13 protein-coding genes are annotated in these 14,589 nt (G+C 71.8%); 6 read left to right on the forward strand and 7 right to left on the reverse strand.

All coding sequences use genetic code 11. The features are described 5' to 3' along the window. Positions 1-86: 86 nt before the first annotated feature. The 4 genes from ACWEVS_RS13965 to rhaI form a co-directional block, all read right to left on the reverse strand. A complete protein-coding gene (locus ACWEVS_RS13965; RefSeq protein WP_354912312.1) occupies positions 87-596 on the reverse strand; it encodes a pyridoxamine 5'-phosphate oxidase family protein in 510 nt (169 codons plus the stop codon). A gap of 12 nt (positions 597-608) precedes the next feature. Then, positions 609-1,085, reverse strand: a complete 477-nt coding sequence (locus ACWEVS_RS13970) for a nucleoside deaminase (RefSeq protein WP_449926195.1) — start codon at positions 1,083-1,085, stop codon at positions 609-611. A gap of 98 nt (positions 1,086-1,183) precedes the next feature. After that, entirely contained in the window at positions 1,184-3,283 is a 2,100-nt protein-coding gene (locus tag ACWEVS_RS13975; RefSeq protein WP_452416632.1) for a bifunctional aldolase/short-chain dehydrogenase, read from the reverse strand. 85 nt (positions 3,284-3,368) lie between these two features. Then, complete coding sequence (rhaI, locus tag ACWEVS_RS13980) at positions 3,369-4,514, reverse strand: L-rhamnose isomerase (protein ID WP_452416634.1); 1,146 nt, start codon at positions 4,512-4,514, stop codon at positions 3,369-3,371. 98 nt (positions 4,515-4,612) lie between these two features. Between rhaI and ACWEVS_RS13985 the strand changes: the two genes are divergently transcribed. The 6 genes from ACWEVS_RS13985 (at position 4,613) to ACWEVS_RS14010 (ending at position 10,848) form a co-directional block, all read left to right on the forward strand. Continuing rightward, positions 4,613-5,953: a rhamnulokinase gene (locus tag ACWEVS_RS13985; RefSeq protein WP_452551737.1), complete on the forward strand. Its 1,341-nt coding sequence runs from the start codon at positions 4,613-4,615 to the stop codon at positions 5,951-5,953. Continuing rightward, positions 5,946-6,947 carry a LacI family DNA-binding transcriptional regulator gene (locus tag ACWEVS_RS13990; RefSeq protein WP_452551739.1) on the forward strand — a complete coding sequence of 334 codons (1,002 nt, stop codon included), beginning with the start codon at positions 5,946-5,948 and terminating at the stop codon, positions 6,945-6,947. Before ACWEVS_RS13985 ends, ACWEVS_RS13990 begins: the two co-directional genes overlap by 8 nt. A 17-nt stretch (positions 6,948-6,964) precedes the next feature. After that, positions 6,965-7,498 (forward strand): hypothetical protein, encoded by a 534-nt coding sequence (locus ACWEVS_RS13995; RefSeq protein WP_449926181.1) that lies wholly within the window; start codon positions 6,965-6,967, stop codon positions 7,496-7,498. Positions 7,499-7,635: 137 nt separating this feature from the next. Continuing rightward, a complete protein-coding gene (locus ACWEVS_RS14000) occupies positions 7,636-8,322 on the forward strand; it encodes a type 1 glutamine amidotransferase (protein ID WP_452416640.1) in 687 nt (228 codons plus the stop codon). A 65-nt stretch (positions 8,323-8,387) separates the two neighbouring features. Then, a complete protein-coding gene (locus ACWEVS_RS14005; RefSeq protein WP_452416642.1) occupies positions 8,388-9,875 on the forward strand; it encodes a M1 family metallopeptidase in 1,488 nt (495 codons plus the stop codon). A gap of 97 nt (positions 9,876-9,972) precedes the next feature. Continuing rightward, positions 9,973-10,848: an SGNH/GDSL hydrolase family protein gene (locus ACWEVS_RS14010; RefSeq protein ID WP_452551741.1), complete on the forward strand. Its 876-nt coding sequence runs from the start codon at positions 9,973-9,975 to the stop codon at positions 10,846-10,848. Here the strand turns inward: ACWEVS_RS14010 and ACWEVS_RS14015 are convergent. The 3 genes from ACWEVS_RS14015 to ACWEVS_RS14025 all read right to left on the reverse strand — a co-directional run bounded on the left by ACWEVS_RS14015 (position 10,845) and on the right by ACWEVS_RS14025 (position 14,576). Continuing rightward, on the reverse strand, positions 10,845-11,576 hold the full coding sequence (locus ACWEVS_RS14015; RefSeq protein ID WP_354912340.1) for a sulfite exporter TauE/SafE family protein: 732 nt from the start codon (positions 11,574-11,576) through the stop codon (positions 10,845-10,847). The two genes, ACWEVS_RS14010 and ACWEVS_RS14015, sit on opposite strands and share 4 nt — an antisense overlap. Positions 11,577-11,608: 32 nt before the next feature. Beyond that, entirely contained in the window at positions 11,609-12,916 is a 1,308-nt protein-coding gene (locus ACWEVS_RS14020) for an ABC1 kinase family protein (RefSeq protein WP_452416644.1), read from the reverse strand. Positions 12,917-12,992: 76 nt separating this feature from the next. After that, positions 12,993-14,576: an AMP-binding protein gene (locus tag ACWEVS_RS14025; protein WP_449926164.1), complete on the reverse strand. Its 1,584-nt coding sequence runs from the start codon at positions 14,574-14,576 to the stop codon at positions 12,993-12,995. Between the last annotated feature and the right edge of the window lie 13 nt (positions 14,577-14,589).

The raw sequence follows: 14,589 nt of genomic DNA on the forward strand, positions 1-14,589 counted from the left end.
GATCCCGGGTCGCCACCTGCGGCGCCGGGCCGTCGCGGGGCGCGTCCCGCCTCGTGTGGCGCGGTGCGTGGCCTGTCGCGGGGCGGTCAGAACAGCCAGCGGGTCTGGCCGTACTCGCCGTCCCTCGCGAAGCCGAAGGCCCGCTCGGGCGCGACCCTGAACACCGGCACCCGGCCACCCCGTCCGACGAACGCCCCGTCGGCGACGTCGAAGCGCCAGTCGGGGCCGTACTTGGTCGTGTACGCCTCGGCCAGCCGGCGCAGCTCGGCCTCGTCGGTCACCGGCTCCGCGCGTCCCTCGACCACCACGTCCGGGCCGCCGCTCATGGAGCTGGAGCCGGTGGTGAGCACGCAGCGCGTGTTGCTCTCCAGGTTCTTGGCCTTGCGCTCGGTCGCCCCCGTGCAGAAGTACAGCGCGCCGTCGTGCCAGACGGCGATCAGCGGGGTGACGTGCGGGCCGCCGTCCGGCCGTACGGTGGACAGCCAGTAGATTTCCGCCGCCGACAGGATGTCGCGCGCCTCCGCCCAGCTGGTGGGGGTGGCGTTGTCGCTGCTGAAGCGGCGGTCGAGCGTCGTCTCGGGATCCTTGTCCGCCATACCTCCGGCATATCATCCCCCGGCCGAGCGACGCACGAGGGCGCGCACCTCCTCGGCCAGGTCCGCGACGGGGCCCTCCACCGTGACGCCGGGCACCACCTGCTGGATCGGCAGCGCGTTGACGGGCGAGGCGGGCAGGCCGAGCTCGGCCCGCCAGGCGACGAACTGGGCGGCGGAGGCGGCGTAGACGATCCGGCCGAGCCCCACCCAGCCGTGCGCGGCCGAACACATCGGGCAGTGCTCGCCGGAGGTGTAGAGGGTCGTGCCGGCCCGCTCCTCCACCGGCAGGTTCGCGGCCGCCCACCTGGCCAGGTCGATCTCGGGGTGGCGGGTGGGGTCCGACTCGGAGGTCTCGCGGTTGCGGTCCTCGGCCAGGACGGTGCCGTCGGCGGCCACCAGCACCGAGCCGAACGGGTCGTCGCCCGACTCCAGCGCCTCGGCGGCCAGTTCCAGGCAGCGGCGCAGATGCCGCAGATCGATCTCGTTCACCGGCCCATGCTAGGCGCGGCCGGTGAACCCCGGCCGCGCACGACCGCCGCCGAGCACCGGCGTGTCGACAAGGACGGCTCGCCGGCGACCGTCCCGGCTCAGCGGAGGAAGGCCGCGGCGACCCCCGCGTCGACGGGGATGTGCAGCCCCGTGGTGAGCGACAGGTCGCCGCCGGTCAGCGCGAACACCGCCGCCGCGATGTGCTCGGGCAGGACCTCGCGCTTCAGCAGCGTCCGCTGGGCGTAGAACTCGCCCAGCTTCTCCTCCTCCACTCCGTAGACGGCGGCCCGGTTCGCCCCCCACCCTGACGCGAAGATGCCCGACCCCCTCACCACGCCGTCGGGGTTGACGCCGTTGACCCGGATGCCGTGGGCGCCCAGCTCGGCGGCCAGCAGGCGCACCTGGTGGGCCTGGTCCGCCTTGGCGGCTCCGTAGGCGAGGTTGTTCGGCCCGGCGAAGACGGCGTTCTTGGAGGAGATGTAGACGATGTCGCCGCCGATGTCCTGGAGGAGGAGCACTCGGGCGGTCTCCCGCGAGACGAGGAAGGAGCCCCTGGCCATGACGTCGTGCTGGAGGTTCCAGTCGTCGAGGGTGGTGTCGAGGAGCGACCGCGACAGGGACAGGCCGGCGTTGTTCACGATCAGGTCGACGCCGCCGAAGGCGAGGACGGCCTGCCGTACGCACGCGACGACCTGCTCCTCGGACGTGACGTCCACCGCGACGGCGACGGCCGTGTCCGCCCCCCGCCGGCCGGCGGGTTCCACGGCGCTCGGCCCGGCCGCGCCGGGAACGCCTGCGGCGGGCGGCAGGTGGGGGTGGCCGTTGAGCTCGGCGGCGACCTTCTCGGCGGCTGCGAGGTCGCGGTCGGCCACGACGACGCAGGCGCCCTCGGCGGCCAGGCGGCGGGCGGTGGCGGCGCCGATGCCCGAGCCGCCGCCGGTGACCAGCGCCACCCGTCCGGCCAGCGGCTTGGCCTTGGGGAGGCGGCGCAGCTTGGCCTCCTCGAGCTCCCAGTACTCGATGCGGAACTTCTCCGACTCGGGGATCGGCGCGTAGGTGGAGACGGCCTCGGCGCCGCGCATCACGTTGACGGCGTTGACGTAGAACTCGCCGGCGACCCGCGCGGTCTGCTTGTCCTTGCCGAAGGAGAACATGCCGACGCCGGGAACCAGCACGATCGCCGGGTCGGCGCCGCGCATCGCGGGCGAGTCCGGTACGGCATGCCGCCGGTAGTACGCCGCGTACCGGTCACGGTATTCGGCATGCAGGACGCGCAGCCGCGCCATCGCCTCGTCCAGCGAGGCGGTGGGGGGAAGATCGAGGACGAGGGGAGCCACCTTCGTCCGCAGGAAGTGGTCGGGGCAGGAGGTGCCCAGGGCGGCCAGGCGCGGGTGCTCGGCACGGGCGAGGAAGTCCAGGACCTCCGGGCTGTCGGTGTAGTGGCCGACCTGGCGGGCGTCGGTGGAGCACAGGCCGCGGACCAGCGGGAAGAGCGCGGCGGCGCGCGCCCTCCGCTCGGCGGCCGGTGGCGAGGGGTGGATCACCGGGCCGAAGGGTTCCGGCTTGCCGTGCTCGTCGATGTAGCGCTGGGCGGTGCGGATGATCTCGAGGGAGTTCGCCTGGCACTCCTGGCTCGTCGCGCCCCACGCGGTGATGCCGTGGCCGCCGAGGACGCAGCCGATGGCCTGCGGGTTGGCGGCCTGCAGCGCGGCGATGTCGAGACCGAGCTGGAAGCCGGGCCGCCGCCACGGCACCCACAGCACCCGGTCGCCGAAGATGCGGGCGGTCAGCTCGGGCCCGTCGGCGGCGGTGGCCAGGGCGATGCCGGAGTCGGGGTGGAGATGGTCGACGTGGGGCGCGTCGAGCAGGCCGTGCATGGCGGTGTCGATGGACGGCGCGGCGCCGCCCTTGCCGTGCAGGCAGAAGTCGAAGGCGGCGACCATCTCGTCCTCGCGCTCGACCCCCGGGTAGACGCCGGCGAGGGCGCGCAGCCGGTCCAGGCGCAGGACGGCCAGGCCGTCCTCGGTGAGGGTTCCGAGGTCGCCGCCGGAGCCCTTGACCCACATGAGCTCGACGTCGCCGCCGGTCACGGGGTCGCGCCGGACGCCCTTGGCCGAGGCGTTGCCGCCCGCGAAGTTGGTGTTGCGCGGGTCCGAGCCGAGGGCATGGGCCCGGTCGAGCAGCTCGGTAACCGTCATCAGGTGTCTCCCTTTGCGTGTGGTGTCGGTGATGGAGCTGGATCGTCAGACCGCGCCGGTGGGTCGCGGGGCAGGACCTGCCGGTTCATGCGCCCCATCCCGCCTGGGAGCCGCCCACCCGCTCGGCCGCGATCTTCTCGAAGTACCCGGACCTCGCGTACGCCGCCATCGGGTCGGGGTCCAGGCCCATCTCGGCCCGCAACTCCCCCAGCATGGCCCGCACGTCGGTGTTGTAGGCGTCCATCAGCACGGCGTTGGCCCCCAGCACGTCACCCTCGGCCTGCGCCGCGGCCAGTGCCTCCCGGTCGACGAGCAGCGCCTTGGCCGTGGCCTCCTGGACGTTCATGACCGACCTGATCTGCCCGGGGATCTTCGGCTCGATGTTGTGGCACTGGTCGAGCATGAAGGACACGTGCGGGCCGTACCCGCCCCCGCCGATCACCTCGAACATGATCCGAAACAGCTGGAACGGGTCGGCCGCGCCGACCATGAGGTCGTCGTCGGCGTAGAAGCGGGAGTTGAAGTCGAACCCGCCCAGCTTCCCCTCGCGCAGCAGGAACGCCACGATGAACTCGATGTTGGTGCCGGGCGCGTGGTGGCCGGTGTCGACGACGACCTGCGCCTTGTCGCCGAGGGCGCGGCAGTGGGCGTAGGCGGTCCCCCAGTCGGGCACGTCGGTGACGTAGAAGGCGGGCTCGAACAGCTTGTACTCCAGCAGGAGCCGCTGCCCCTCCCCCAGCCGCTCGTGGACCTGCTCCAGCGCGGAGGCCAGCCGGTCCTGGCGCGCCCTGATGTCGTCCTGGCCGGGGTAGTTGGTGCCGTCGGAGAACCACAGCTTGAGGGTGGCCGAGCCGGTGGCGTCCATGATGTCGACGCAGGCGAGCAGGTGGTCGAGGGCCTTGCGGCGGATCGCTGGGTCGGGGTGGGTGACGCTGCCGAGCTTGTAGTCGTCGTCCTGGAAGACGTTGGAGTTGATCGCGCCGATGCCGAGGCCGAGCGAGGCGGCATGGCCGGCGAGGTCCTCGTAGGAGTCGACCCGGTCCCACGGGATGTGCAGCGCCACAGTGGGCGCGATGCCGGTGAAGGCGTGCACCTGGGCGGCGTCGGCCAGCTTCTCGTAGGGGTCGCGGGGCACGCCCGGCTGGGCGAACACCTTGAACCTCGTGCCCGAGTTGCCGTACGCCCAGGAGGGCGTCTCGATGTGCTGCCGCCTGAGCAGGTCCTTGATCATGCGACTCCCCGCCTGGGTGCCTGAAACGTTTTAACGAAAACTAGACTCACCTCCGCTGAAGGTCAATGCCAAGCCGGGAAATACGTTTTAATCAGCGCATGCGAATCACAGCTGTCGACCTCGGCGCGTCCAGCGGCCGGGTCATGCGCGCCGAGGTCACGGCCGACCGGGTCGACCTCGTCGAGGTGCACCGCTTCCCCAACCGTCCCGTCACCGTCGCGGGCACCCTCCACTGGGACATCCTGGCCCTCTACCAGGACACCCTCGACGGCCTGCGGAGGGCCGGCGAGACCGACTCGATCGGCGTCGACTCGTGGGCGGTCGACTACGGCCTGCTGGACGGCGAGGGCGCGCTCATCGGCAACCCGGTCCACTACCGGGACGCGCGCACCGCCCGCTACACCGAGCGGCTCGACCTCGACCGCTACCAGGTCAACGGCCTGCAGTTCCTGCCGTTCAACACGCTCTACCAGCTGCTGGAGAGCCGGCTCGACCACGCCGAGACGCTGCTCCTCATCCCCGACCTGCTCACCTACTGGCTGACCGGCGTCAAGGGGGCCGAGCTCACCAACGCCTCCACCACCGGCCTGTTCGACGTCAGGGGAAGGGACTGGGCACGGCCGATGATCGCCGACCTCGGCCTGCCGGCGCGCATCTTCCCGCGGATCTCCCCTCCGGGGAGCGTGGTGGGCCCGCTGACGGCCGACGTCGGGCACCGCGCGGTCGTCACGCGGGTCGCCTCCCACGACACCGCCTCCGCCGTGGTCGCCGTGCCCGCGCGGACGCCGCGCTTCGCCTACGTCTCCTGTGGCACCTGGTCGCTGGTCGGCGTCGAGCTCGACGAACCGGTGCTGACCGACGGCAGCGTGGCCGCCAACTTCACCAACGAGGCGGGCGCCGACGGCACCATCCGCTACCTGCGCAACGTCATGGGCCTGTGGATTTTGCAGGAGTGCATGCGGGCATGGGGCGAGAGCGACCTGGAGGGCCTGCTGCGGGCGGCCGCGGCCGAACGGTCCACGGCGGTGATCGATCCTGACGATCCGAGCTTCCTGCCGCCGGGCGACATGCCGGCCCGCATCGCGGCCTACTGCGCGCGCACCGGGCAGCCCGCACCGTCGAGCAGGCCGCAGGCCGTACGATGCATCCTGGAAAGCCTCGCCCTCGCCTATCGGAGAGCCGTCAGCGACGCCGCGCGGCTGAGCGGACGGGAGGTCGAGGTCGTGCACATCGTCGGAGGCGGCGCTCGCAACGCGCTGCTGTGCCAGCTGACGGCCGACGCCACGGGCCTGCCCGTGGTCGCGGGGCCGGTGGAGGCGGCGGCGCTGGGCAACGTGCTGGTGCAGGCGCGTGCCCTGGGGCTGGTGGCCGACCCGCGCGAGCTGGTACGGCGCAGCCAGCCGCTGCGCACCTACCATCCGGGGGGCGGGCGTGGCTGAACCGGTCAGCATCAAGGAGGTCGCGGCCAGGGCGGGCGTGTCGCCCGGCACGGTGTCGAACGTCCTCAACCGCCCCGAGAAGGTCGCCGGCTCCACGCGCAGCCGGGTCGAGCAGGCGATCCGCGAGCTGGGCTTCGTCCGCCACGGGTCGGCCTCGACGCTGCGGGCGGGCCACAGCCGGACGATCGGCTTGTCCGTGATCGACATCGGCAACCCGTTCTTCACCGACGTCGCCGCCGGCGTGGAGGATCTGGCCAGCGACCGCGGCTACGCGGTGATCCTCGGCAACAGCTCAGGCAGCAGGGCCAAGGAGGAGCGCAACCTGCTGGTCTTCGCCGAGCAGCGGGTGCGCGGCGTGCTGATCACCCCGTCCGACGACGACTCGCGTCGCCTGGAGCGGCTGCGCTCGCGCGGCATCAGCGTGGTGCTCGTCGACCATCCCGCCGAGCGGCCCGACCAGTGCGCGGTGTCCGTCAACGACGTGATGGGCGGCATGATGGCGGTCTCCCACTTGCTGGCGGGCGGGGCCGAGCGGCTCGTCTACGTCGCCGGACCCGCCTCGATGCGGCAGTGCGGCGAGCGGCGCGAGGGGGCCGAGCGGGCGCTGGCCGCCGCCGGCCGCGACCCCGCCGAGCTGCGCGTGCTGGAGATGCCGTCGATGACCGCCAAGGCGGGCCAGCAGGCCGCGGAGATGCTCGTGGCCGACCTGCCGGACGCCGTCTTCTGCGCCAACGACCTGCTGGCGCTCGGCCTGCTGCGCGGCCTGCTGCAGGCGGGCGTGCGGGTGCCCGAGCAGGTGTCGCTGATCGGCTACGACGACATCGACTTCGCCGCCGCGTCGGCGGTCTCGCTCAGCTCGGTCAGGCAGCCGACCTACCAGCTCGGCAGGGTGGCCACCGAGTTGCTGCTGGACGAGTGTGACAATCCCAACACACACGCCCACCAGCAGATCATGTTCCAACCCGAACTGGTGATCAGGGAATCGACGCGGTGACGTCTAGACTTCCCAGCATGTCCAACGCTGTCCGCCATGTCCTCGGAGTGGTCGCTGGGCTGCTCCTGACTCCCCTGCTGGCCGTCGGCCTCGCCTTCGGCGCGGGCCAGATCCTGTTCGCGTTCAGGACCTACACCGGGCCGTGGTGGGGAGCACTCGCGCTCGCCGGAACCGCGATCGTGCTCGGATTCGTCGCCGGCTCGCGGCTGTCCCCCGTGGCCTCGCTGCTGGCCGGCCTCACCTACACCCTGATGGGCGTGGTGCTGGTCATGCCCTGGCTGTATCCGTCGGACCTGCTGCTCCTGCTGCCTGACACGCTCAAGTACGGCTTCGACGTGCTCGGCCCGACCGGCATGCTGCTCGCCCTCGGCGTGATGCTGGTGACCGTCTCCGCCTTCCCCTCGCGCTGGCGCTCGGCCAGGCCCGAGCTTCCCCCGCCGCCCGCCCCGTACGGCCCGCCGTCCCAGCAGCCGGCCTACCCCTCCGCCTTCACCCCCTTCCAGCGGCCCGACCGCGGCGACGACGACCAGACCAGGCCGCTGCCGCGCTGACCGGGAGACCCCCGATCGCCGAGACCGTCCACTGACCGCCCGGCGCGCCGTCCCTGCCGGGCGGCGTTCGACGATGCCCGCTCCGAGCTCGACCACCCCGCCGAGCCGATCCCCCACCCGGCTCAGAAAGGCCCACGATGCGTGAAGTCCTGATCGTGCAGAACGCCGCCAGCGGCGGCCCGAGAAGGGTCGGCGACTGGCTGGCCGAGGACGGTCTCGACCTGGAGGTCGTGCGGCCCTTCGACGGCGACGAGCTGCCGGCGCGGCTGGGCGGGCGCGCGCTGGTCGTGCTGGGCGGCGGCTACCTGCCCTCCGACGACGCCAGGGCGCCGTGGCTGCCGGCCACCAGGGAGCTGGTCCGGGAGGCGATCGACGACGGCAGGCCGTACCTGGGGATCTGCCTGGGCGGGCAGATGCTCGCCGAGGTGGCCGGCGGGCTGGTGAAGGCCGACGCGGGCGAGCCGGAGAACGGCAGCACGCCGATCACGCTGCGCCCGGAGGCCGCCGCCGACCCGCTCTTCCACGACCTGCCCGGGGTCGTCACCGCGATCGAGCACCACAAGGACGCGGTCGTCGAGCTGCCGGAGGGAGCCGTGTGGCTGGCGCGCACGGAGGCCTGTCCCTACCAGGCGTTCAGGGTCGGCTCGGCGGCGTGGGGCGTGCAGTTCCACCCCGAGGTGGCGCCCGAACGGATCCTGGAGTGGGACGACCGCGGCTTCGACCTGGCCGACCTGCATCGCAGGGCGCTGCTCGACGAACCCGCCGCCGTCGCCGTCTGGCGGGAGGTGACCAGGCGCTTCGCCGGGGTGGCGCGGATGTCGTAGACGAGGCGACGGCCCTCGGTTACGTTGCGGTGATGCGATCAATCCGATCACGCACCCTTATCGCCATGAGCGCGGCCGCGGGGCTCTTCCTCGCCACACCGGCGGCCGCCACCGACAAGGGCCCGGGCGCACCGGGCATCGGAGACTCCTACTTTCCCGAACACGGCAACGGCGGCTACGACGCCAGGCACTACAGCCTGACCCTGGACTACCAGCCCGGCACCGACCTGCTGCGCGGGAAGACCACGATCGTGGCCACGGCGACCCAGCACCTGACCCGCTTCAACCTCGACTTCCTGCTCAAGGTCGACAGCGTCAAGGTCAACGGCAGGACCGCCACGTTCGCCAGGTCCGGCCTGCACGAGCTGGAGATCACGCCGCCGCGCACGCTGGTCAGGGGCACGCCGTTCATCGTCGAGGTGACCTACGCCGACACCCCGTCGAAGGTGCCGGTGCCCGACGAGACGGGCGGCTTCACGCCGTGGATCGCCACCGCCGACGGCGCGCTCGCGCTGGGCCAGCCGCAGGTGGCCTGGTGGTGGTTCCCGAGCAACGACCACCCGCTCGACAAGGCCACCTACGACATCACGATCACCGTGCCCAAGGGCACGCAGGCCATCAGCAACGGTGTCAAGGTCGGGGAACGCACGCGAGGCGATCGGACGACCTCCACCTGGCGGATGGACAAGCCGATGGCCACCTACCTGGCCACGCTGTTCGTCGGGCAGCTCGACGTGCGACAGGGACGCTCGTCGGGCGGGCTGCCCGTCACCACCGCCTACAGCAAGAACCTGGGCCGCTACGAGGCGGCGGCCAAGGAGTCGGTGGAGCGGACGCCGGAGATCGTCGACTGGCTGGCGGACCGGTTCGGCCGCTACCCGTTCCACTCGATGGGCGGCTCGGTCACCAGCGCGCTGCCGGGCTTCGCGCTGGAGACGCAGACGCAGCCGGTCTACGACCCGCGCTTCTTCTCCGGCGGCCCCGACACCTACGTGGTCGTGCACGAGAACGCCCACCAGTGGTTCGGCGACAGCGTCGCGGTGAAGGACTGGAAGCACATCTGGCTCAACGAGGGCTTCGCCACCTACGCCGAGTGGATCTGGTCGGAGAAGCTGGGTGAGGGCACGGCCGCCGAGGTCGCCGACTTCTTCTACGACCAGTACCCGGCCGGTGACCCGTTCTGGCAGGTCAAGCCGGGCGACCCGGGCGCGGCCGACCTGTTCCACAACGCCACCTACTACCGCGGCGGCATGACGTTGCAGGCGCTGCGCACCGAGGTCGGCGACGCGGCCTTCTGGTCGATCATCAGGACGTGGGCGCGCGCCAAGGCGCACGGCAATGCCGAGACCGCCGAGTTCATCGCGCTGGCCGAGCGGATCTCGGGCAAGCAGCTGGACGCGCTGTTCGACACCTGGCTGTTCACGCCCGGCAAGCCGGCCACCTCGCCGACCGGCGCCACGCCCACGGCCGCCGCCAAGTCGGCCGCGGTCGCGCCGGCGTCCATCGCCAAGATCGAGAAGGTGCACGAGCTGCTGAAGCACCGCAAGCCGTGACCCCGCGGAGCCGGTACGGCATGCGCATGCCGTACCGGCTCCCATGACTTGGTGAAATCGGCTGCGCACGCCGCGTGACGCTCTCCACAATGTCGGCGTGCTGGCTTCCTTGATCCTCTTCGCCGGGCTGCTGACCGCGCCCGTCCAGGCCTACCAGGAGTACGTCGCGCTCGGCGACTCGTGGAGCGCCGACGTCTCCGTCCTGCACGTCACGGGTGCGCACGCGCCCCGCGGCTGCGCGCAGAGCACCTACAACTATCCCAAGCAGGTCGCCGCGGCGCTGGGGGTCCCGGTCTTCCGCGACGCGACCTGCGGCGGCGCGACGACCCGCCACATGACGGCCGAGCAGGACGTCAACCACGTCAGGCACCTGTTCGACGGGGTGAACCCGCCGCAGTTCGACCGGCTGACTACGACGACTGACCTGGTGACGCTGGGCATCGGCGGCAACGACGCCAAGCTGGCCACGGCGGCGGCCGGGTGCCTCAACCTGCTGCCCGCTCCGTTCGGCCGGCCGTGCAAGCCGGCGTGGGTGCGGGGCGGCGTCGACCGCATGTCGCGGGCCATCGTCGCGGCCGAGCCCAAGGTGGCGGCGGTCGTCGACGGGATCAGGCAGCGATCGCCACGCGCCCGGATCCTGCTCGTCGACTACCTGGCGGGGCTGCCGCAGGAGGGCGGCTGCTACCCCTACGTCCAGGCCGCCGACGACGACCTCGAATGGCTGGGCGACAAGCTGGAGGAGCTGAACGCCATGCTGGCGAGGGTGGCGGCGGCCAAGGGGATCGAGTTCGTCGACACCTACAGCACCAGCGTCGGGCACGACGTGTGCCGGCGTCCCGGCGTCAAGTGGGTCGAGGGCTACCTGCCGCTGTCGACCGACCCGCTCGGACCGGCCATCCCCCTGCACCCGAACCGGCGCGGCGCCGACCACCAGGCCCTCAGGGTGCTCGACACGTTGCAGCCCGCACGCTAGGCGAACGCGTCGATCCCCAGCTTGACGGCCACCGCCAGCCCGCAGGCCGCCGCCAGGTAGCGCAGCGACCTGCCGGGCAGGCGGCGGGCGATGGCGGGGCCGAGCCAGCCGCCGACGAGGAACCCGGCGGCCAGCGGCGCCACCGCCCACCACTCCACCGGGCCGAACAGCGCGAACCCGACGGCGGCCACGCAGTTGGCCAGCCCCGAGACGACGTTCTTGACCGCGTTCACCCTGGCGGGCGCCTGATCCATGATGGCGGTGAGCACGGCGAACATGAGGATCCCGCCCGCCGCCCCGAAGTAGCCGATGTATCCGGCGACCGCGAACAGCGCGACCCGGGTGAGCAGGCCGTGGTCGCCGTCCGGCCGCGTCCCCGGCGGGCGGACCAGCAGCACGGAGGCGAGCGCGATGAGGAAGGGCGCGATCATCTCGAACGTCCGCGAGGGCGTGAGCAGCAACAGCGCCGCGCCGGTGGCGCCGCCCAGCGCGGTGATCCAGCCCAGCCGCAGCACGAGGGAGCCCTGCCCGTGGAGCTCGGGCCGGGAGCCCGCCGCCGCCCCGACGGCGGTGAAGACCAGGGCGACGGTGTTGGTGACGTTGGCGGCCAGCGGTTGCAGTCCGAAGGCCAGCAGCGCCGGGTAGGAGACGATCGAGGCCAGGCTGACCACGGTGCTGACCACTCCGGCCACGACACCGACCGCGAGCAGGCCGAGCACTTCGAGCACCACGACATGCTACGGCCTGCCCGAAATGTCAGTTAATCCTGGTCGGCGAACCCGGGAATCCAGCGCTCGGCCTCGGCCCGGAAGGGCGCCTTCGCCGCCAGCTGCGACAGGATGCCGTAGCCCGCCGTGAGCACGCGGAAGCTCACGACGTAGTCGGGCGGCACGTTGAGCATGCGGAAGATGCTCGACCCGTCGCTGAACATGTACAGGCCGCGCTCGCGCATCCAGTCGCGGGTGAAGGCGAACTCCGGCACGGCGATCGGCTCGGCGTACGGCCCGACGAACGAGGCAAGGGCGGCCAGGTCGACCTCCACGCCCTCACGGATCACGCCTTCCCGCCGGAACACCTCGGCCACGCCCTCGATGTCGCCGGCGGCTCCGTGGCGCAGCAGCGGCCCGATCGCGGCCGGGTGCCCGCCGGGCAGCCGCTTGACGGCGCCGAAGTCGAGCACGCCCAGCCGCCCGTCCTGGGTGATCTTGAAGTTGCCCGGATGCGGGTCGCCGTGCAGCAGGCCGCAGCGGGTGGGCGCGGAGAAGGAGAAGCGCACCAGCTGCAGCGCGGCCCTGTCGCGCTCCTCCTGGGTGCCCTCCTCGATCACCCTGGACAGCGGCACGCCGTCCAGCCACTCGGTGACGATCACGTGCTCGGAGGCGGCCACGACAGGCGGGATCGCGAAGTCGGGGTCACCCTCGTACGCCTCGGCGAAGGCGTGCCACGCCTCGGCCTCCAGGCCGTAGTCGAGCTCCTCCTCGACCCGCTCCTGCAGCTCCTGGACAAACGCCTTCACATCGAGGCCGGGCAGCAGCACACCGAACAGCTTGGCGACCCTGCCGACCTGGCGCAGATCGGTGCGCAGCGCCCTGGCCGCGCCCGGGTACTGCACCTTGACCGCGACCGGCCTGCCGTCGGCCCACACCGCCCGGTGCACCTGTCCGATGGAGGCCGAGGCGGCGGGGGTGTCGTCGAAGGCGGCGAAGTGCTCGCGCCAGCCGTCCCCGAAGTCCTGCGCCAGCACCCGGTGCACCGTGGCGGAGGGCATGGCCGGCGCCGAGTCCTGCAGCCGGGTCAGCGCCCCCCGGTACGGCTCGACGATCGCGGGCGGCAGCGCCGACTCCAGCACCGACAGCAGCTGGCCCAGCTTCATGGCGCCGCCCTTGAGCTCGCCCAGCACCGTGAAGATCTGCTCGGCGGTGCGCGCCTGCACCTCGGCCGCGATCAGCTCGGCGGGTCTGCCGAACGCGCGCTTGCCGAGCCCCAGCGCGGTACGGCCGGCGTAGCCGAGGGGAAGCGTGGCGAGCTTGGCGGTGCGCGTCACCGCCAGACGGGGAAGGTGGGCCATGCCCTCATTTTTTGGACAGTTTTCTAATAAGGCAACGTGATGGTGACCACACCCTCCCCAGGGCGCCGGGTTCCGTTCACCGCAGACCGAGCACGTCGATCGCGCGCTCGCGCATCTCCACCTTCCTGATCTTGCCGGTGACCGTCATCGGGAAGCCCTCGACCACGTGGACGTAGCGCGGGATCTTGTAGTGGGCGATCTCCCCCGCGCAGAACTCCCTGACCGCCTCGGCCGTCAGCGGCGGCGCGCCCTCGCGCATGACGACCCAGGCCATCAGCTCCTCGCCGTACTTCTCGTCGGGGACGCCGATGACCTGGACGTCGGCGATGTCGGGGTGGCGGTGGAGGTACTCCTCGATCTCGCGCGGGTAGACGTTCTCCCCGCCCCTGATCACCATGTCCTTGATGCGGCCGACCACGCTGACGTAGCCGTCGGCGTCCATGACCGCCAGGTCGCCGGTGTGCATCCACCGGGCGGCGTCGATGGCCTCGGCCGTCTTGCCGGGCTCGTCCCAGTAGCCGAGCATCACCGAGTAGCCGCGGGTGCACAGCTCGCCCGGCTCGCCCCTCGGCACCGTCAGCCCGGTCTCCGGGTGCACGATCTTGACCTCGACGTGCGGCATCACCCGGCCGACCGTCTCGGTGCGGCGCTCCAGGGTGTCGTCGGTCCTGGTCATGGTGGAGACCGGGGAGGTCTCGGTCATGCCGTAGCAGATGGCGACCTCGGTCATGTGCATCTCGATGACGACCCGCTTCATCACCTCGACCGGGCAGGGCGAGCCCGCCATGATCCCGGTACGCAGGCTGGACAGGTCGAACCCGCCGGCCAGGGCCAGCTCGGCGATGAACATCGTCGGCACGCCGTACAGGCTGGTGCAGCGCTCCTGCTCGACCGCGCGCAGCGTGGCCTCGGGGTCGAAGCCGGCGGCGGGGATGACCACGCACGCGCCGTGGGAGACGGCGCCGAGGTTGCCCATCACCATGCCGAAGCAGTGGTAGAAGGGCACCGGAAGGCAGACCCTGTCGCGCTCGGTGTAGTGGATCAGCTCGCCGACGAAGTAGCCGTTGTTGAGGATGTTGTGGTGCGACAGCGTCGCGCCCTTGGGGAAGCCCGTCGTGCCGGAGGTGTACTGGATGTTGATGGGCTCGTCGGGCGACAGCTCGATCGCCGCCAGCCGCTCGGCGGGCACCCGCGCGGCCAGCAGCCGCTCCCAGCTGTCCTCGCCGAGATAGACGACGTCGGCGAAACCGATCTCCTCGATCATCTTCCGGTAGTCGCTGCCCTTGTGCGACACGGCGCTGATCAGCAGCCGCATGCCCGACTGCCGGACCACGTACTCCAGCTCGTGGCCGCGGTAGGCGGGGTTGACGTTGACGAGGATGGCGCCGATCTTCGCCGTGGCGTACTGGACGAAGACCCATTCGGCGCAGTTGGGCGCCCAGATGCCGACCCGGTCGCCCTTGCCGATCCCCCGGGCGAGCAGGGACCTGGCCAGGCCGTCCACCTCGGCGTTGAGTTCGGCGTAGGTCCACCGCCGGCCCGTGGGCACCTCCACGAGGGCCTCCCTGCCGCCGAAGCGGCTGACCGTGCGCTCGAGGTTCTGCCCGATCGTCTCGCCGAGCAGCGGCGCGTGCGCGGCGATGCTGGAGTAGGACTGCATGCTCACAGTCTGC

The organism is Nonomuraea sp. NPDC003754 (genome assembly GCF_053605785.1).